Origin of the sequence: Pseudomonas entomophila (assembly GCF_018417595.1) — a bacterium.
In the GTDB taxonomy this organism is placed as follows: Bacteria; Pseudomonadota; Gammaproteobacteria; order Pseudomonadales; family Pseudomonadaceae; genus Aquipseudomonas; species Aquipseudomonas entomophila_C.
The window spans coordinates 3,607,638-3,625,155 of sequence record NZ_CP070982.1 but is presented as its reverse complement, the minus strand read 5'-3'; the positions used below and the strand labels follow the sequence as shown (position 1 = coordinate 3,625,155).

The 17,518-nt window shown below is 65.2% G+C and carries 22 protein-coding genes; 9 read left to right on the top strand and 13 right to left on the bottom strand.

The genetic code is table 11. From position 1 onward, the window contains the following. Window positions 1-6: 6 nt before the first annotated feature. The 7 genes from JYG34_RS15695 to JYG34_RS15665 all read right to left on the bottom strand — a co-directional run bounded on the left by JYG34_RS15695 (window position 7) and on the right by JYG34_RS15665 (window position 5,548). On the bottom strand, window positions 7-390 hold the full coding sequence (locus JYG34_RS15695; RefSeq protein ID WP_213657319.1) for a tautomerase family protein: 384 nt from the start codon (window positions 388-390) through the stop codon (window positions 7-9). Window positions 391-454: 64 nt separating this feature from the next. Next, a complete protein-coding gene (locus JYG34_RS15690) occupies window positions 455-1,360 on the bottom strand; it encodes a MurR/RpiR family transcriptional regulator (protein ID WP_213657318.1) in 906 nt (301 codons plus the stop codon). Window positions 1,361-1,438: 78 nt separating this feature from the next. Continuing rightward, complete coding sequence (locus JYG34_RS15685) at window positions 1,439-2,203, bottom strand: ABC transporter ATP-binding protein (RefSeq protein ID WP_213657317.1); 765 nt, start codon at window positions 2,201-2,203, stop codon at window positions 1,439-1,441. A 19-nt stretch (window positions 2,204-2,222) separates the two neighbouring features. Next, window positions 2,223-3,335: a succinylglutamate desuccinylase/aspartoacylase family protein gene (locus JYG34_RS15680; RefSeq protein WP_213657316.1), complete on the bottom strand. Its 1,113-nt coding sequence runs from the start codon at window positions 3,333-3,335 to the stop codon at window positions 2,223-2,225. A 10-nt stretch (window positions 3,336-3,345) separates the two neighbouring features. Next, the gene (locus tag JYG34_RS15675) at window positions 3,346-4,044 is read right to left on the bottom strand and encodes an ABC transporter permease (protein WP_213657315.1); all 699 of its coding nucleotides are present in this window, start codon (window positions 4,042-4,044) and stop codon (window positions 3,346-3,348) included. A 13-nt stretch (window positions 4,045-4,057) separates the two neighbouring features. Then, entirely contained in the window at window positions 4,058-4,747 is a 690-nt protein-coding gene (locus JYG34_RS15670; protein ID WP_213657314.1) for an ABC transporter permease, read from the bottom strand. A 24-nt stretch (window positions 4,748-4,771) separates the two neighbouring features. Further along, complete coding sequence (locus tag JYG34_RS15665) at window positions 4,772-5,548, bottom strand: ABC transporter substrate-binding protein (RefSeq protein ID WP_213657313.1); 777 nt, start codon at window positions 5,546-5,548, stop codon at window positions 4,772-4,774. Window positions 5,549-5,812: 264 nt separating this feature from the next. Here JYG34_RS15665 and JYG34_RS15660 point away from each other — a divergent pair, with 264 nt between their 5' ends. Together JYG34_RS15660 and JYG34_RS15655 are read left to right on the top strand one after the other, a co-directional pair. Further along, complete coding sequence (locus JYG34_RS15660) at window positions 5,813-6,091, top strand: type II toxin-antitoxin system ParD family antitoxin (protein ID WP_213657312.1); 279 nt, start codon at window positions 5,813-5,815, stop codon at window positions 6,089-6,091. Beyond that, window positions 6,088-6,450 (top strand): type II toxin-antitoxin system RelE/ParE family toxin, encoded by a 363-nt coding sequence (locus tag JYG34_RS15655; RefSeq protein ID WP_249746173.1) that lies wholly within the window; start codon window positions 6,088-6,090, stop codon window positions 6,448-6,450. Before JYG34_RS15660 ends, JYG34_RS15655 begins: the two co-directional genes overlap by 4 nt. A gap of 23 nt (window positions 6,451-6,473) precedes the next feature. Here JYG34_RS15655 and JYG34_RS15650 read toward each other — a convergent pair whose 3' ends face one another. Genes JYG34_RS15650 through JYG34_RS15635 form a run of 4 tightly spaced genes read right to left on the bottom strand, consistent with a single transcriptional unit; the run spans window position 6,474 to window position 8,832 of the window. Next, window positions 6,474-6,941, bottom strand: coding sequence for a DoxX family protein (locus JYG34_RS15650; protein ID WP_213657311.1), 468 nt, complete (start codon window positions 6,939-6,941; stop codon window positions 6,474-6,476). A gap of 10 nt (window positions 6,942-6,951) precedes the next feature. Continuing rightward, the gene (locus tag JYG34_RS15645) at window positions 6,952-7,707 is read right to left on the bottom strand and encodes an HvfC/BufC N-terminal domain-containing protein (protein ID WP_213657310.1); all 756 of its coding nucleotides are present in this window, start codon (window positions 7,705-7,707) and stop codon (window positions 6,952-6,954) included. Next, window positions 7,704-8,531, bottom strand: a complete 828-nt coding sequence (gene bufB / locus JYG34_RS15640) for an MNIO family bufferin maturase (protein ID WP_434011123.1) — start codon at window positions 8,529-8,531, stop codon at window positions 7,704-7,706. Before bufB ends, JYG34_RS15645 begins: the two co-directional genes overlap by 4 nt. A 16-nt stretch (window positions 8,532-8,547) precedes the next feature. Continuing rightward, the gene (locus JYG34_RS15635; RefSeq protein WP_213657309.1) at window positions 8,548-8,832 is read right to left on the bottom strand and encodes a BufA1 family periplasmic bufferin-type metallophore; all 285 of its coding nucleotides are present in this window, start codon (window positions 8,830-8,832) and stop codon (window positions 8,548-8,550) included. A 320-nt stretch (window positions 8,833-9,152) separates the two neighbouring features. On the opposite strand from JYG34_RS15635, the gene JYG34_RS15630 reads away from it, so the two are divergent. Further along, window positions 9,153-9,740, top strand: a complete 588-nt coding sequence (locus tag JYG34_RS15630; protein WP_213657308.1) for a sigma-70 family RNA polymerase sigma factor — start codon at window positions 9,153-9,155, stop codon at window positions 9,738-9,740. Further along, window positions 9,727-10,368, top strand: coding sequence for a DUF1109 domain-containing protein (locus JYG34_RS15625; protein WP_213657307.1), 642 nt, complete (start codon window positions 9,727-9,729; stop codon window positions 10,366-10,368). The genes JYG34_RS15630 and JYG34_RS15625 overlap by 14 nt, the downstream gene beginning before the upstream one ends. A gap of 10 nt (window positions 10,369-10,378) precedes the next feature. Here the strand turns inward: JYG34_RS15625 and JYG34_RS15620 are convergent, their stop codons facing one another. Further along, window positions 10,379-11,242, bottom strand: a complete 864-nt coding sequence (locus JYG34_RS15620) for a sensor domain-containing diguanylate cyclase (RefSeq protein ID WP_213657306.1) — start codon at window positions 11,240-11,242, stop codon at window positions 10,379-10,381. A gap of 530 nt (window positions 11,243-11,772) precedes the next feature. On the opposite strand from JYG34_RS15620, the gene JYG34_RS15615 reads away from it, so the two are divergent. From JYG34_RS15615 to JYG34_RS15600, 4 genes are all read left to right on the top strand, one after another. Then, window positions 11,773-12,441: a hypothetical protein gene (locus JYG34_RS15615; RefSeq protein ID WP_249746172.1), complete on the top strand. Its 669-nt coding sequence runs from the start codon at window positions 11,773-11,775 to the stop codon at window positions 12,439-12,441. 180 nt (window positions 12,442-12,621) lie between these two features. After that, window positions 12,622-13,350 (top strand): hypothetical protein, encoded by a 729-nt coding sequence (locus JYG34_RS15610; RefSeq protein ID WP_213657305.1) that lies wholly within the window; start codon window positions 12,622-12,624, stop codon window positions 13,348-13,350. 74 nt (window positions 13,351-13,424) lie between these two features. After that, a complete protein-coding gene (locus JYG34_RS15605) occupies window positions 13,425-14,201 on the top strand; it encodes a hypothetical protein (protein ID WP_213657304.1) in 777 nt (258 codons plus the stop codon). A 124-nt stretch (window positions 14,202-14,325) separates the two neighbouring features. Continuing rightward, on the top strand, window positions 14,326-14,556 hold the full coding sequence (locus tag JYG34_RS15600; RefSeq protein WP_213657303.1) for a hypothetical protein: 231 nt from the start codon (window positions 14,326-14,328) through the stop codon (window positions 14,554-14,556). Window positions 14,557-14,595: 39 nt separating this feature from the next. Here JYG34_RS15600 and JYG34_RS15595 read toward each other — a convergent pair whose 3' ends face one another. Further along, window positions 14,596-16,317, bottom strand: a complete 1,722-nt coding sequence (locus JYG34_RS15595; protein ID WP_213657302.1) for an amidohydrolase — start codon at window positions 16,315-16,317, stop codon at window positions 14,596-14,598. 244 nt (window positions 16,318-16,561) lie between these two features. Here JYG34_RS15595 and JYG34_RS15590 point away from each other — a divergent pair, with 244 nt between their 5' ends. Beyond that, the gene (locus JYG34_RS15590; protein WP_213657301.1) at window positions 16,562-17,479 is read left to right on the top strand and encodes a LysR family transcriptional regulator; all 918 of its coding nucleotides are present in this window, start codon (window positions 16,562-16,564) and stop codon (window positions 17,477-17,479) included. Window positions 17,480-17,518 lie beyond the last annotated feature (39 nt).

Sequence of the window (17,518 nt, the reverse complement as noted above, 5' to 3'; positions counted from 1 at the left end):
CATCGCCTATACCGCGTACTGGGCAATGCCGTTGCCGAACGACCAGTTCTCCTTGCGCACTTCCACCAGGTTGATGAACACATCCTCCGGGCGCACGTCCGCCTCTGCTTTCAACCCTTCGGCGATGGCCTGGAAGAGGGATTTCTTCTGCTCGATCGTCCGCCCCTCACTGATGGTGAGCTGGATGAACACCTGGCCATCCGTGCGCGGGATGCCCAGGTATTCGCGGTCGTTCACCAGGCGGTCGTCGTCGTGCTCGGTGAGCACCTGGAAGTTGTCGTGCTCCGGCACATTGATCGTGCGTTTCATGGCCGCGAACACTACCTGCCCCAGCTTTTGCAGGTGCGTGCGGTCGGGGTGGCGGCGGATGTCGATGCGTACGAGAGGCATGTGCAGCTCCTTGAGGGTGGCAGACTCCAGGCAACAGCATAGACCCCGGCAGGAGCCAGCGAGGCTACCGCTTGGTCGCCTTGCCCCCCGGCACATGCAGGTACGACATCACGCTTTCGGTCAACTCGGTCGCCAGTTTCACCGCTTCCTTGTTACGCGCCATGACGCCGGCCACCAATCCTTCGATCAGCGCCAGCACGGCGATGTTGGAGCTGGTCAGCACCGGATGATCGGCGGGCGCATACAGCACATGGCGGGCGATCGGCGCCAGCGGCGAGGCGGGCGAGTCGGTGATCGCCAGCACGGTGGCGTTGCGCTCATGGGCGAAGCGCGAGAGTTGCAGGGTGTCCTGGGAGTAGCGGGGCAGGGAGATCGCCAGCAGCACATCCTGCTCGGTGATCGCGGCCAGGCGGTAGGCGGCGTTCTCGTTGCCGCCTTCCATGCTGATGGCGCAGGCATCCTGGCAGAACGGCACCAGGGTCGAGGCCGCCAGCCCGGCCAGGTATACGCTGTTGCCGAAACCGAGCACATACACCTTGCGCGCGCCGACCAGGCTGCTGATGAAGGCCTCGAAGGCCTCGGCCTGGTTGTTGCTGGCAGTGGTCGCCAGGTTGCTGGTGGCGCTCTGGATCTGCTCGTGCAGGCCAAAGTCGCCACCCGGGCGCTGGGCCAGTTCGTTGCGCAGCTTGTCCACCGGCGAGACCATCTGCTGCAGGGTCGTGACCAGTTCGCTCTTCATGCCGCTGTAGCCCCCCAGGTCGAGGGCCTTGGCCAGGCGATTGACCGCCGCCGGCGAGGTGGCGGTGGCCTGGGCCATTTCCTCGATGGTCAGGGTCGCAGCCTTCAGTGGGTGGCGCAGGATGTAGTCGGCGACCTTGCGCAGCGACGGCGGTAGTTCGGCCAGGCCCTGCGACAGCTTGCGCAGGACCGGCGAGGCATAGACGGTGGTGTTCTTCGAGTGGCTGGTCATCCGCGGCGAGGCTCCTGTAAGCGTGGCCGTAGTGTATCCCAAGGCACTTCCCGGCGCGGCGCCGGGAAGCGTGAGGGGTTACTTGAGGCTGCCGGCGAGGAACTGGCGCAGGCGCTCGGATTGCGGCCGCGCCAGCACCTCGCGCGGGTCGCCGCACTCCTCGGCCAGGCCCTTGTGCAGGAACAGCAGCTGGTTGGACACCTCGCGGGCGAAGCCCATCTCATGGGTGACCACGACCATGGTCCGGCCCTCCTGAGCCAGGTCCTGCATCACCTTCAACACCTCGCCCACCAGCTCCGGGTCGAGCGCCGAGGTGGGTTCGTCGAACAGCATCACCTCAGGTTCCATGGCCAGCGCCCGGGCGATCGCCACCCGTTGCTGCTCGCCACCGGACATGTGCGCCGGGTAGGCGTCGCGCCGGTGGCTGACGCCGACCTTGTGCAGGTAGTGTTCGGCCTTTTCACGCGCCTCCTTGCGGGCCACGCCCAGCACCTGTACCGGTGCTTCCATGACGTTCTCCAGCGCGCTCATGTGCGACCACAGGTTGAAATGCTGGAAGACCATGCTCAGCCGCGAACGCAGCCGTTGCAACTGGCGCGGGTCGGCGGCGCGCAGCCCGCCACGCGGGCAATTGCGCAGTTTCAGCTGCTCGCCGTTGACCAGGATCTGCCCGGCGTTGGGTTGTTCGAGCAGGTTGATGCAGCGCAGGAAAGTGCTCTTGCCCGAGCCGCTGGAGCCGATGATGCTGATCACATCGCCGGCGTTGGCCTGCAGGGAGACGCCGCGCAGCACCTGGTGGTCGCCGTAGCTTTTATGCAGTTGCTGGATGTCCAGTTTGTTCATGTGTCGATTCCCCGTGGTGTCAGTCGCTGAGCAAGCGACCCTGGCGGATGGGTGTGCTGCCGGCGACCTTGGCCAGCCACAGGCCGGGCTGGGCGAAACGCAGGCGTTCGCGGGCGTAGAGAATGCCGTCGGTGCTGGCGCGGACCACGCTGTGGCGGTCGCTGAGCGGATCGATCACTTCGAACAGCGGATCGCCGACCCGCACCTTGGCCCCCAGCGGTTGCAGGAAACTGACCACGCCTGGGTGCTCGGCGTAGGCGTACTGGGCGCCGGCGAACGGCGTGGCCGGGCAGTGGTGATCGGGCGCGGCGGGCCACGGACCGTCGATCAGGCCCTGGTCGGCGAGGTAGCCGAGAATCTGCTCGGCGCTGGCCTGGCACTGTTCGCGCCCGGTGTCGGCCATGCCGCGCAGTTCGATGGTGGTGGCCACGCAGGCCAGGGGGATGTCGGCTTCGGGGAAGTACTCGCGCAGGCGCAACCAGGGCGCCGCGCAGGCTTCATCGAACGCGTCGCCCCCGGCGCCTTCGGCCAGCAGCGCCGTTTCGGCGCCCAGGCGCGCGGCCAGCGAGCGCAACTGCGGCCAGTGCTGGGGCATGGCGTAGAGCAGCATCACTGACTCGAAATCGCAGTGCAGGTCCAGCACCAGGTCGGCGTCGCAGGCGTGTTGCAGCAGCAGGCGGCGCAGGCCGTCGAGCTCGGACCTGGCCGGTGGCAAGTCGGCGAGCAGGTCGAGCATGGCCTGGCGGATAGTCGCCACGTTGGCGTCGCCATCGCCACCCAGCCGGCCCTGCAGGTGCGCCGCCAACGCTTCGGTCAATGCCGGGAAATCGCGGTTGAAATTCTTGCCGCTGTCGAACTCGAAACGGCCTTGGTGGGTGGCCTGGAACATCTGGCCGATGCCGATCGGGTTGGCCAGTGGCACCAACTCGATCACGCCGCTCAGCCGGCCCTGGGCTTCGAGCTCGAGCAGCCGGCGCTTGAGCTCGACCGCCACGCGCATGCCCGGCAGCTCGTCGGCATGCAGCGAGGCCTGGATATAGGCCTTGCGCGGGCCGTTGCCGAAGCGCAACACGCGCAGGCTGCGCTGGGTGCCGCAGGTGCTCCAGGGCAGAGTGTGGTCAATGTGCTGCATGGGAAGCTCCTTAGTGCTTGCGCGGGGCCAGGTAGGCCAGCCAGCGACGTTCGGCCAGCTTGAACAGGCGCACCAGCATGAAAGTCAGGACCAGGTAGATCAGCCCGGCGGTGATGAACGCTTCGAAGGGCAGGTAGTAGCGGGCGTTGAAGGTCTTGGCCGCGCCGGTGATGTCGACCAGGGTGACGATCGAGGCCAGGCTGGTGGTCTGCAGCATCATCAGCACCTCGTTGCTGTACTGCGGCAGCGCCCGGCGCAGGGCCGATGGCAGCAGGATGCGGCGGTACAGGGTCAGGCGCGACATGCCCATCGCGCGGGCGGCCTCCAGCTCGCCCCGGGGCGTGGCCCTGAGGCTGCCGGCCAGCAGCTCTGTGCTGTAGGCGCTGGTGTTGATGGCGAACGCCAGGCAGGTGCAGAAGGTGGCGCTGGACAGGTACGGCCACAGCGGGCTCTGGCGCACCGCCTCGAACTGCGCCAGGCCGTAGTAGATCAGGAACAGCTGCACCAGCATCGGCGTGCCGCGGATCACATAGGTGTAGAGCCAGGCCGGCGCGCGCAGCAGGCAGGAGCGCGAGACGCGCATCAGTGCCAGCGGGATCGCCAAAGCCAGGCCGCAGGCCAGGGAGATCAGCAGTACTTTCAGGGTCAGCGCGATGCCACCCAGGTACAGCGGCAGGTTCTGCCAGATCAATGGATAGTCGAGCATCATCGAGGGTGTCCTCTCACAGCTCGGCGGCTTTGAAGCCGACCGAATAGCGCTTCTCCACACCGCGCAACAGCACCAGTGACACGCTGGTCAGCAGCAGGTACAGCCCGGCCACGGCGAGGAAGAAGGTGAAGGGTTGGTGGGTGGCGTCGGCGGCGTTCTTGGCCTTGAACATCATGTCCTGCAGGCCGATCACCGAAATCAGCGCGGTGGACTTGGTCAGCACCAGCCAGTTGTTGGTGAAGCCCGGCAGGGCCAGGCGCACCATCTGCGGCACGCTGATCCGCCAGAACACCTGCAGGCCGCTCATGCCATAGGCCGCGCCCGCTTCGGCCTGGCCGCGGGGGATGGCCAGGAAGGCGCCGCGAAAGGTTTCCGACAGGTACGCGCCGAAGATGAAGCCCATGGTGCAGACCCCGGCGATGAACGGGTTGATGTCGATGTACTGCTCGTAGCCCAGCGCCAGGGCGATCCGGTTGACCAGGTCCTGGCCGCCGTAGAACACCAGCAGGATCAGCACCAGGTCGGGAATACCGCGCACCACCGTGGTGTAGACATCGCCCAGGGTCGCCAGCCATTTCAGCGGTGACAGGCGGCAGGCCGCGCCGATCAGCCCCAGGGTGATGGCCAGGGCCATCGCCAGCAGGGCCAGGCTGACGCTCAGCCACGCGCCGTCGAGAATGCTCGAGGCATAGCCGTGAAGCATGATGGAAGTCCTCGTCGGGCGGGGTTATTGGCCGTAGATGTCGAACGGGAAGTACTTGCTCTGCACTTTCTGGTAGGTGCCGTTGGCGCGGATGGCGGCGATGGCGGCGTTGAGCCGGGCCAGGTTGGCGCTGTCGCCCTTGCGCACGGCGATGCCGGCGCCGCGGCCGAAGTACTGCGGGTCGCTGATGTCCGGGCCGACCAGGGCGAAGCCTTGGCCCGCCGGGGTCTTGATGAAGCTCTCCGTGGTGTTGACGATGTCGGCGAGGGTGGCGTCCAGGCGCCCGGCCACCAGGTCCAGGAAGGCTTCGTTCTGCGAGGCGTAGCGCACCACTTCGACGCCGGCGGGCTCCAGTTGCTCGGTGGCGTAGCGGTCGTAGGTGGAGGCGCGTTGCACGCCGACCTTGCGGCCCTTGAGGTCGGTGACCGGGTCGTTGACGGTGCTGCCGGCCTTCATCGCGAACTTGCCGGGGGTGTGGTAGTACTTGTCGGTGAAATCGACCGATTTCAGGCGGTCTTCGGTGATCGACATGGACGACAGCACAGCGTCGATCTTGCGCACCTTCAATGACGGAATCATCCCGTCGAACTCCTGGATGACCCACTGGCATTTCACCTGCATCTGCGCGCACAGGGCGTTGCCGATGTCGTAGTCGAAGCCGGCCAGCTCACCTTCGGGGGTGCGGTAGGAGAACGGTGGGTAGGCGGCTTCGATGCCGATGCGCAGGCTGCCTTCGTCGGCTTGGGTGAGTGCGCTGCAGGCACAGAGTGCCAATGCGCCGAGAAGTCCGGTCTTGTTCATATTCTTGACTCCGGTGGGTGGGGCGGTGCCTGCCGTGGCCCGTTACGGGCGATGGATCAGGTGAGTCAGAAAATGACATGAAAAATTTCACAAATCAATATCGTGAAAATATTTGTGTCAGTCAGGCGACTGGCGGCCATCCGGATGTGCTTCGGACAAATGGATCAGCGCTTTCCCGCTGGTCTTGCCGGAGGCCGCGTGCTTGGCGTTTTATCCGAGGGTATGGCATAAAGCGCCATATCGGCCCACGCCTGAGGATTCCCCATGGCTACCCATAACGTGATCGTCCCCAACCCGCTCGAGCAGTCCATCGATGATCTCGTGAAAGCGGGTCGATATCAGAACTTCAGCGAAGTCGTGCGTGCAGGCCTGCGCATGCTCCTGGCCCATGAGGCTGCAGAATCGGCCAAGCTTGAAGCACTGCGCACGGCCACTTCCGCCGGGATCATGCAATTTGAATCTGGTGAGTATGACGAGGTCGATCCGGCAGACCTCGAGGCCTACCTCGACGACCTGGGCCGCCTGGCGAGCGCGAAGGCGTGAAGAGGCCGGTGGTACGCATCTCGTATCACGCCCGCACCGATATCGTGGATATCCTGCGTTATACGCAAGTGAAATTCGGCGCGGCTGCCAGGGTTCGCTATCAGGACCTCCTTCAGGCAGCGTTTCGTGCCATAGCGTGTGAGCCTGCACATGTTGGCAGTCCGGCGCGTGATGAGCTGTCGCCAGGGCTCAGGAGCCTGCACCTGTTCTTCTGCAGGCTGGAGGTTACATCGCAGAGGGTTGTCAGGCCGCGGCATATCGTTTTCTATCGCGCCGCAGCGGGCGAGGTCATCGAGATCGTCCGTATCCTTCACGACGCAATGGAGGTCTCCTCGCATCTGGAGCACCTCCATCAGTAGCTGCGGCACGAAGATGGCGGGTGTCAGCGCAAGCGCAACACCCGATCCAGCGACCATCTCCCGCCACCCCGGGCAACCAGCAGCAGGAGCAGGCCGGCCCAGGACAGGTGGGTGGGCCAGGCATCGGGGTAGACGAATATCTCGATCACCGTGGTCATCCCCAGCAAGGCCAGTGCCGACAGCCGAGTGAACAGGCCCAGCACCAGCAATAGCGGGAACAGGTGCTCGGCATAGGTCGCCAGGTGAGCCGCCAGCCAGGGCGACACCAGCGGCAGGGCATAGTCGCTCTGGAACAACTCATAAGTACCGGGGGTGATGGTGAGCAGCCCTTCGACCTTGGTGCGCCCGGACAGAAAGAAGATCGAGGCGATGCCCAGGCGCGCGACCAGGCACAACAGGCTGTCGCTCAACAGCCGTTGCAGCCAGTCGGCAAGGCGGTTCCAGTGGTGGCGCAAGCCATGGGCTGACGTGCTGGCGTGGGTGATGTCCATGACGGCTTCCTCAATCGAAGGTGAGTGGGCGAAAGACTTGGGCTTGCAACAACCGGCCAAGCAGGTCGTCGAAGTCCAGGTCGGGTTGGGCCTGTTCGGCGTGCAGCGACGCCTGTTCCAGCGACAGGCCAGAGGCACAGGCATCGAGAAAGGCGCAGCCTCCGAGGTTGATGGCCTGGTGGCTCACGCCTTCGCGGTCAGCGCTGAACAGCGCGCCTTCGCCGATCCAGGCGTGATCCTGCGGCCATGGCAGATGTTCGCGACCGTGCTGCCAGAGGCTGTAGGCCGGGTGCGCGTCGAACCACTGCCAGCGTACGCTGGCACGCGGACGCAGGTGGCTGCGAGCAAGGTCACTGGCAGTCATGCCCGCCAGGTTGGCCAGTTGCAGGCAGGGATCGTCGGGCGCGCTGAACGCTTCGTTCCAGGCGAAATCCAGACGGGCGACATCCGCCAGGTAGGCCAGGCCGTGAAAAGCCAGCAAATCATCGAGGAAGGCCGGGAACGCCGCGCCGTAGTGGATCAGCCGTGGGTCGCAGGGGGGCGACTGCTGGGCGTAGGCTACGGCGGCATCGTGCATCCATTCGGCCCCGACCAGCATCTCGATGCTGGGGAAGTTGGCCCGAAGCGCATCGACGCAGCCGGCCAGCACGGTGTTGCGGTACACCGCGAACGCCGCCTGCCCGGTGAGTGCCGCCAACTCCGGGGCAGGGCGCAGGTACAGGGCGTCGACGAACGCAGTCTGGAACTGGCCAAGGCTGAGGTTCATGGCAGGTCTCCGTTCAGGGCCGCCTGGGCGATGGCGCGCTCGGCCAGCAAGTCGTCGAAGGGGGGGATGTTGCCATCGCGTTCGATCAGGGTCGGCCGTGGGCCGATCCGCTGGATCAACTGCCGGTACAACATCCACACCGGCTCGGCGATACGGGCGTCATGGGAGTCGATCAACAGGGCACCCTGGTCGTCATGGCTGTGGCCGGCCAGGTGCACTTCGGTGATGGCCTGGGCCGGGAAGCGGGCGAGGTAGTCCTGGGCGCTGAAACCGAGGTTGTGGGCACTGACATGCACGTTGTTGACATCCAGCAGCAGGCCGCAGCCAGTGCGGCGTGCCAGCTCGCCAAGAAAATCGATCTCGTCCCAGTCGTGACCGTCCAGGTGCAGGTAGTGGCTGGGGTTCTCGATGGAAATGGGGCGCGCCAGTGCCTCCTGGGTGCGTTGGATATTGTCGCTGATGCGGGCCAGGGCCTCGTGGCTGCGAGGGAAGGGCAGCAGGTCGGGATGGTACTGGCCACGCCAGGTCGACCAGGCCAGGTGCTCCGACACCAGTGCCGGGCGTACCTGTTCGACCAGCAGACGCAGGCGGCGCAGGTGCTCGGCATCCGGTTCGGCGTCCGCCGCCAGTGACAGCGCGACACCGTGCAGCGACAGCGGATGGCGCTCGGCCATCCGTTGCAGCCAGGCAAGGCGTGGGCCGCCGACCATGTAGTTTTCCGGATGGACTTCGAACCACAGCCCGTCGGCGCGGCAGGCCCAGGCCTGGGCATAGTGCTCGGCCTTGAGCCCGAGCCCGGCGCCCATCGTCGTGCTCCCGTTCATGGTCGGCGGCCTCCGCTCAGGACTTGATCGGGGTGAGCGAACCCATACCGTTGGGGGTCTTGATCGACGTGCAGGTGCCGGTGGGGACGTTCTTCCAGTGCATGCCGTCGTAGTCTTTCTTGGCGCTGCCGGCGCAGGTGGTGCCGGCACCGGCCTTGCAGTCGTTCTTGCCGGCCATGGCGACGCCGTAGCATTTCTCCATGGTGGCGCCGGTGCCGGCGGGCTTGGTGTCGTCGGCCATGACGGTGCCGGCCAGTGCGGCGAGGGCGAGGGCGGCAGAGGCGAGGGCGAGGGTTTTCATGGTGGTGCTCTCCAGGGGAAGTGGCCGAGGCGGTTTACCGGCGGCTCATGGAGTAGTTCGTGGTGGGGGTGGATCGGGTTACAGGCTCAGGAAAATTATTTTTCTTTTGCCTTGAGATTGTCTGCGCCTACGCGATCGAGCGCCGTGCGCGGCGCATCGCGGATGAATCCGCTCCTACCTTGGCCATGATCGATCGGCCATGGATGTTCGCCTTGCGCTGCGCACCTGGAGGCCTTCACCGTTCATCCGCCACTTGCACCCGGCACGCTGGCAATGCTTGGATGAAAAGAAACCCACCGACGGTGTAACCCTGGCGGCCGATGCAACGAACTAACTCACAGGACGTGCTCAGCACCCGCGAATCGCAGTTGCAGGCCCTGTTGCTGCAAGGGCTGGCAGGTGACGCCGTCGCCTATCGCCAGTTCCTCTCGGCGTTGGCCGCCCATGTCCGCGGTTTTCTGCGGCGGCGCCTGCCCCAGCACCCGGCAGAGGTCGAGGACCTGCTGCAGGAGGTGTTGCTGGCGGTACACAATGCGCGCCACACCTACCAGGCACAGCAGCCGCTCACCGCCTGGGTGCAGGCGATCGCCCGCTACAAGCTGGCCGATCACCTGCGCAGCCACGCCCGTCGCGAGGCGCGGCACGATGCGCTGGACGACGACAACGAACTGTTTGCCGCCAGTGACGAAGCACCCGCCCAGGCCAGCCGCGACCTGGGCAAGCTGCTCGGGCAGTTGCCGGACCGCCAGCGCCTGCCCATCGTGCACGTCAAGCTGGAGGGCTTGTCGGTGGAGGAGACCGCGCGTATCACCGGGCTGTCCAGTTCGGCGGTGAAGGTGGGCATACACCGAGGCCTCAAGGCTTTGGGCAGGTTGATTCGAGGTAAAGGCAAAGATGAAGACCGATGATCTGATCGATCTGCTGGCCACCGCAGAGGGGCCGGTAGATCACCATGCGCTGACGCGGCGCCTGGGGCTGGCGCTGCTCGCCGGCATGCTGGGCGCGTTGCTGCTGACCGTGGCCCTCTATGGGGTGCGCAGCGACCTGGCCGAGGTGGCGCGCACGCCGCTGTTCTGGGCCAAGGTGGCGTTGCCCACCAGCCTGGCGTTGCTGGGCCTGTGGCTGACCCAGCGGCTGGCCCGGCCGGGTGTCAGGGGCGGCGCGCTGTGGGGGCTGCTGGGCGTGCCGTTGCTGCTGGTGTGGCTGGGCGCGGCCATCAGCCTGTTCGGTGCCCCACCGGAGGCGCGGGCCGACCTGATCTTTGGCCGCACCTGGCGTACCTGCGCATTGAATATCACCTTGCTTTCGACACCCGTCTTCATCGCCGTGTTCTGGGCCTTGCGTGGCCTGGCGCCGACCCGTTTGCGCCAGGCAGGTGCCGCTGGCGGGCTGCTCGCCGGCTCCACCGCGACACTGGTGTACTGCCTGCATTGCCCGGAGATGGGCATGCCGTTCTGGGGGCTCTGGTACCTGCTGGGGATGCTGGTGCCCACGGTGCTTGGCGCAGCGTTGGGGCCACGCCTGTTGCGCTGGTGATCCGCCAGGCTCAGCCCACCCGGGCGCGGTGGCGTTTCTTGCGGTACATGTCGCCGTCCGCGTGGCTGAGCAGGGTGTCGGCATCCTCGCCATTCTCGGGGTAGAAGGCCAGGCCGATGCTGCAGGACGGCATCCGCAGCGCATCGAACTCCGTGCTCAGCGGTTCGGCCATGGCCGCGGCAATCTGCTCCACTTTCTCGTGCACGGCGGCATCCGACGGAATGTCCGTCAGCAGCACGATGAACTCGTCACCGCCCATGCGCGCTACCGTGTCCGCTTCACGCACGCAGGCCTGCAAGCGCCGCGCGATGGTGCACAGCACGCGGTCGCCGGCCGCGTGGCCATGGCCGTCATTGATGCCCTTGAAATCGTTGATATCGAGGAACAGCAGCGCCAGCCGGCGCTGGTGACGCTGCGCCGAACGCAGGGCCGAAGCCAGCCGGTCATTGAACAGCGAGCGGTTGGTGAGGTGGGTCAACGGGTCGTGGTGGGCGAGAAAGCGCAGTTCGTGCTCGGCCTGGGCGAGGGCGGTGATGTTGCGCGCGACACCGATGCGCGCCCCCACTTCGTCGGACCAGAACGCCGCCCAGAGGATGTGCACGATACCGCCATCCTTGCGCACGTAGCGGTTGCGGAAATCGAAGTGGGGCGTGCCGCCCATGACCTTGACGATCGAGGCACGGGTGGCTTCCAGGTCGTCGGGGTGCATGTAGCGGGTGATCAGGGTGCCGGCCAGCTCGTCGGCGCGGTAACCGAGCAGCGCCTCGCAGGCATTGCTGACGAACACGATGGTGTCGTCCCGGTCGACCACGAACACGGTGTCGAGCATCAGGTGGATCAGCTTGGGGTAGAGCGCTTGCAAGTCAACGGGCATAGGGCGGGGCGTCCGTCACAAAGTGCTCGATCATGGCCCGATCGCGTGGGGTGGCTTGAGCGCTCCTGCAGGCCAGCCCGGGATTCCGTTCGCCGCGCGGGGAACAGCATACACAGGGTGGTGGTAGGGCCACCACACCACCCAGGATAAAAACACCGTGATCACCCGATGCAAGGCCAGGCAACTTCCACGCTACGGTAACGATACTTATAGGCTACTGCGCGCGCCGTTAGGCTGTCAGGCACCGCTGGAAGTTGTGAAACTTGCGGGGCCGCCGAAACTTGTCCAACTAAGAAACAGGGGCGGTGTTTCCAGACAATGCGGTGTGGCGAGTGCAGTGCTGCCCAGAGATGTATCGAACCAAGCCGCTCGGCATACATGCATATTTTCCATGTAAGGATGCAGAGGAAATTCATGCCATGGCTGAAGCGCAGGGCAAACGGGTGGGCTAGGACCTGGTGACGGAGGAGGAAGTCAGGTCCGCGAAGGAGGCGCTGTTGGCGAGTGCTACATTCAGGAAGTCGCCGCGCATGAGCCGACTGCTGGATTACCTGGTGGAGCAGGCGCTCAAGGCGTGCGCCCGCGACACCAGCGAATATGCGATCGGTATCGGGGTGTTCGACCGCGATCCCCGTTACTACAGCCCGGGAGAAGACCCGGTGGTCCGTGCCCAGGTCGGGCGCCTGCGGGCCAAGCTCAAGCACTACTACGCCGTTGGCGACAATACTGCCTCGCTCGAGATTGTCGTGCCACTGGGCTGCTACATGCCTGAATTTCGGCGGCTGCGCCCGGCCACCTGCGGGTTTCAGCAGGGCAGCGCCTTTTCCATCTGCCCGTTCCGGTGCGTGGCGCAGGCCGCCGAGTGGGAGTGTTTCGCCCAGGGGTTGCATGAGGAACTGACGCATCTGCTGTACAAGAACCTGGGCCGGCGAATCATCGTCGAGCCCGTTGGCATGGCACCGCAACCGGTGGCCGGCGGGCATCGCCTGGAGGGCAGCGTGCATGTCGATACGCAGCGCATCCGCACCAGCGTTCGCTTGATCGAGACGGCCACCGGCTGCGTGACCTGGTCGGAGCAGTTCAATGGCGAGGCTTACCTGGAAATCACCCACCAGGAAGCCCTGGCCTCTTCGATCTGCCAGGCATTGCAGGCATTTCTGAATACCCCGCAACAGGAACGGGCGTGCTTGCGGGGGTAATCGAAAGTTCGTCGTTAGTTACGGTAACGCTACTTATTGGCGCGGCGTTGGCTGTTTACGCTCCTCCCGAGTCACAAGGAAAAGCCAGGGATTGAAAGTTGCTATTCGGTGACTCAGGTCGTTGGCCGGCAAACACGCGGCCGACATATATCAAGGCGTTAAGGATCGACAGGTGAAACCATGACTACTTTTTCCATGGATTTTGATTTTACTACGGCCGACCAGAAGGCGGTGCTTGGTGCATTGCAGGCTCAGGGATACAGCCTGATGGCCTACAAAGGTGCGGTGGGGCCAAACCAGCTTACCGCCGGTGTGCCCACCTGGTTCTCCGTGCCGTTCGGCTCGATGTTCGGGCTGGTCGACATCGAGTACAACCCGCAATACAAGATCTATGTCACCACCCAGGGCAACATCGCCGCCAATACCACGATCCAGATGCAGTCGATTTCTGCGGAGATGTCGCTGGGCAGCGCGCAGACCTTCAACCCCGACGGCAGCTTCGTGTCGGGCGGCGTGTCGGGTGTGCCTGCCGACAGCCTGGGGCTGTTCAACAACCGGCCGGCCGGAACCCCACCATTGACCGTGGGCCTTGCGGGGCTGGTCACTACACCGAACGGTACCCGGTACCTGCCATTTTGCGCCTTCACCCTGAACCCACAAGGTTCGATCATGATGAAGCCACTGGACAACATCCTGATGGTGGCGGCGCAACAGAACCTGCAGTCGGGTAACGTGCAGGCCAGCGTGTCGGCGCCGGGTTGCACCTTCTCCTTCAATGCCAGCACCATCGAATACGACCTGCAGGTGCTGGCCAGTACCTTCGCGATCACCAACCTGCCCGGTACTCCAGCGGTACAGCCGGTAAGCTCTGGTTCGACGATCGGCACCATCGTCAACTCAGGCAGCTGAACACGTATCGATTGATGCCATGACACCCGTATCCACCGTTGGTGGATACGGGTGTTTTTACTTGGGAGAAGCCAATGAATCGATCCGGATTGAAGGGCCTGGCCTTCGCTTGGCTGCTCGCGGCGCTGCCTTGCAGCGCAGGGACACTGCTGCTGAACCTCAATGTCGACCTTCAGGCCAGGCAGTTCCTGGTGGCCAACAACCAGTACATCATCGTGGTGCTGCCCGACCCGGTTTCCGAGGGAGGCAATGTTGTTGTGTCCTACATCCTGCAGCCGATTGCCGATCAGACCACGCTGGTGTTCGACACCAGCCTCGCGGTCTATGTGTCTTACGTCCCGGTGGCGTACCCGGGCACAGTGACAATGCAGGCTTGCTCCGAGGCGCAGGCGGGCAATACCTACAGCTTCGATGGCAGGCAGGTGAACGGCGATGGCAGTGGCCTGGCGGGGTACGTCGGCATGTATTACGACGCACCGCAGCATGCCCAGCCGGTGGCCACGGGCGTGGCAAGTTTCATCTACCAGAGCGACGATGGAAAACCGGACAACCCGACGCCCGTCAATTACAACAGCCTCAACCCTTACCAGACGCGGTACACCCAGGTAACCGCGCCGACGGTCTGGGTGTTCGTCGCCAGCAATGTACCCGTTGGCAGCGTGCTGCCCCTGAGTGTGCTGCGGCCGGTGGCGCCCCAGACGATGAGCAAGTCGGCGCAGGCGTCGGCCAACGCGACGTTGCAGATGGGGCGCTATACCGTGGTGACCTTGAGCGCATCGAGCCCGCAAAGCGTCTATTTCGATGTGTCGATCAACGCCTTCGTGCCGGGGAACTATCCCGCGCAACCCTGAGTGGCCGAGGTTACGGTATCGATACTTACTCAGGTTTAGCGGGCCAATTACTGTCAGGGCGTGGGTAGCGGTACAGGCTGCACCGCCACCTGCATCCATCAACGAGACAGGGAAGGAAACCGAAATGACCGATGTCTATAGCGCCTCGCTGAACGCAGTGGTTGCAACCGGTGGTGCCTACACGGGCGGCAACCAGAACTACGCGGTACCCAACTGTGTGAACGCGGCGGGACAGACCCTCGTGGTCGACGATCGCTATACCTTGAGAGACGGCAATCGCCCGCAGATTTCCGTCAAGTGCCTCACCTTGGGTGGCGGGGCGGGCGGCGCGGCCGCCACGTTCCAGGAAGTGTGACCCTGTGCAGGCGCCGCCCCTCGCGGGCGGCGCCCGTACTCAGCGTGCGTAGATCCGTTTTCCGGCGAACCAGGTCTGCAGCACCTGGGTGTCGCGCAACGCTTCGGGCCCGACCGTCAGCACATCGCGGTCGAGCACGATCATGTCGGCCTGCTTGCCTGCCGCGAGCGAACCGACCTGCCGTTCCAGGCGCATGGCCCGGGCGGCATTGAGGGTGTAGGCCTGGAACATGGCCTGGCGGTCGAGGGCTTCATCGGCGTTGAGCACACCCTTCGGGCCCCTGCGGCTGATGGCCTGGTAGATCGCCTGCCAGGGATCGGGGGTACTGATCGGCCAGTCGCTGGCGCCGGCGATGGTCGCACCTTGCTTGAGTAGCGAACGGGCCGGGAAGGTATGCAGGAAGGCCATGGCGTTTACATATGGCTTGACCAAGTCGAGGTTGGCCGCGTCGGCGCTGGCCCAGTACAACTGCATCGAGGCGATCACGTCGAGCTGCCTGAAGCGCGGGTACTCCTTGGGGTTGACCATCTGCAGGTGGGTGATGGAGTGGGGGATACCGCTGCTGCGCTCGCGGCGGGCCTGGGCCACGCCGTCGAGGGCCACGCGCACGGCGCGGTCGCCGATGGCATGTACATGCACCAGCCAGCCACGGGCATCGGCGGCGCCTACCAGCGCGCCGAAGCGTGCGGGGTCGAGCAGCAACTCGCCGCGTTGCCCGGAGTTCTTGTAGGGCTCGAGCATGGCCGCGCTTTGTGCCGGCATCTCCGCGACGCCATCGGCGAACACCTTGATCCCGGGCAAGGTGAGGTTGCGCACACCGATGAACTGTTGGCGCACCTTGTCCAGTTGGTCGAGGTCGGCCGGGCCGGCCTTGGAGTCGGCCATCAGCAGAGCGGCGACATGGGCGGTCAGCTCGCCGTTATCCGCAAGCGCCTTGTACACCGGCAGCACGCCCAGGGAGTCGTTGTGCACATCGGCGCCCGGCAGCTCGTTGGCCAGCGGGTCCATCCAGCCGGTGACGCCGAGTTGCTTGTAACGGTCCAGGGCCAGCCGCCCGGCCGTCATCAGGGTGTCGTGGGTGAGGGCCGGCAGCAGGTCGGTGACCGGGTACAGGCTGGCATCGACCAGGAAGCCGTTGGGGCTGCCGTCCGGGTGCCGGCCCAGGGTGTTGCGGGCTTCGGCCGGCAGCGCGGCGAGGGTGCTGGCGTCGATCCCGGCGCGGGCGAGCATGGCCTGGTTGGCCCAGCCGGTGTGCATGTCGTTGGCGGCGAACAGCAGGGGTTGGTTGGCCCACTCGCCGTGGTTGAAGCGTTGCTCCAGGGCGGCGATGTCGTCCCAGTAGGTGGGGGGCAGGCCGCCGACGCTGAGGAACTCGCCACGCCGGGCCTTGCCGTCGTCGCGCCACTGGCGCAGGCGCTGTTCCAGTTCGTCGAGGGGGATCTGCACGCCAGCCAGGTCGGCCAGCGCCAGTTGCAGGCCGCCCTTGATGGCGTGGGAGTGGGAGTCGAGCAGGCCGGGCATCAGCACCTTGCCGCCGAGGTCGATGAGCTGGGTGCCCGTAGTCTTCAGGCGCAGCACGGCCGTGTCGCTACCCACCGCGACGATCTTCTCGCCCTCCACCGCCACCGCCTGTTGCAACGGCTGGCCGGGCTCGGCGGTGTAGACCTTGGCGTTGTGCAGGATCAGGTCCACCGCCGCCAGGCCGGGCAGGGCGGTGCAGGCCAGGCCGGCGCCGAGGGCTATCTTCAGGAGCTGCTTCATTGGCTGCCTCGTGCTTTCTTGTGATGAAGAGGCAGGCTAAATCGCAGGCCGGGGGCATTAAACGCGCGAACAGGCACAACTTTTTTCCCATACGGGAAACAATCGTACGCTTACCTTGTGGTGCGATCTTGAGATCGAGCGCCGAAAGGCTGTCGCCGAACACCTTCAACGCCCTGAATTGCCGTCAATCCAATTCTCCATGGATACTGCCCCGCGCCCCACGCCTGCAGAACAGGAAACAACCATGGACAAAATGACGGCCCTGACCATTTTCGTCGCCGCCGCCGAACACGGCAGCTTCAGCCGCGCCGCCGAGCAACTGGGCAAGACACCTTCGGCCATCACCAAGGCCGTCGCCCACCTGGAAAGCGAGCTCGGCGTGCGCCTGTTCGAGCGCACCACCCGGCGCATGGCCCTGACCGAGGCCGGCACGCTGTACCTCGAAGGCGCGCGCCAGGCGCTGATGCACCTGCAGCGGGTCACCGAGGAAGTGGAGCAACTGCAACACGAACTGCGCGGCACCCTGCGCATCACCGCGCCGCCGTCGTTCGGCCCGGCATTCCTCAACCAGGTGTGCTGCCGGTTCATGGACGAACACCCGCAGGTGCGCCTGGAGGTGAACCTCAACGACGCCAACGACGACCTGATCGACGGCGGCTACGACCTGTCGCTGCGCGACGGCCCTACCGACCAGCCCGAGCTGATCGCCCAGCCGCTGATCGAGAACCGTGTGATCCTCTGCGCCAGCCCCGACTACCTGGCGCGCCGGGGCAGCGCCATCACCCTGGAAAACTATGCCCAGCACGACTGGCTGCTGCTGCGCCACCCGCTGCTCAACCGCAGCTTCTGGTGGATCGAGCACGAGGGCCAGACGCTGCGGGTGCGCCAGCCCACGCCGAAGCTGGTGAGCGACAGCTTCGACTTCCTGCTGGCTTGCCTGCTCGATGGCCAGGGCCTGCAGTTCGTGCCCACCTGGAGCGCGGCGCCGTACCTGGCGCGTGGCGAGCTGGTGGAAGTGATGCCCGACTACTGGCGTTCCCTCAGTGCCTTCGGGCCCTGGGTGCATGTGCTGTACCTGCCGCACCGGCGCAACACGCGCAAGGTGCAGGCCTTCATCGCGCTGCTGCACGCGCACTTGAAGACGCAGGGACTGCGCGGCTGAGTTTTTCCAGCCAGGCACAAAAGTTGTGCGGGGCGGGGC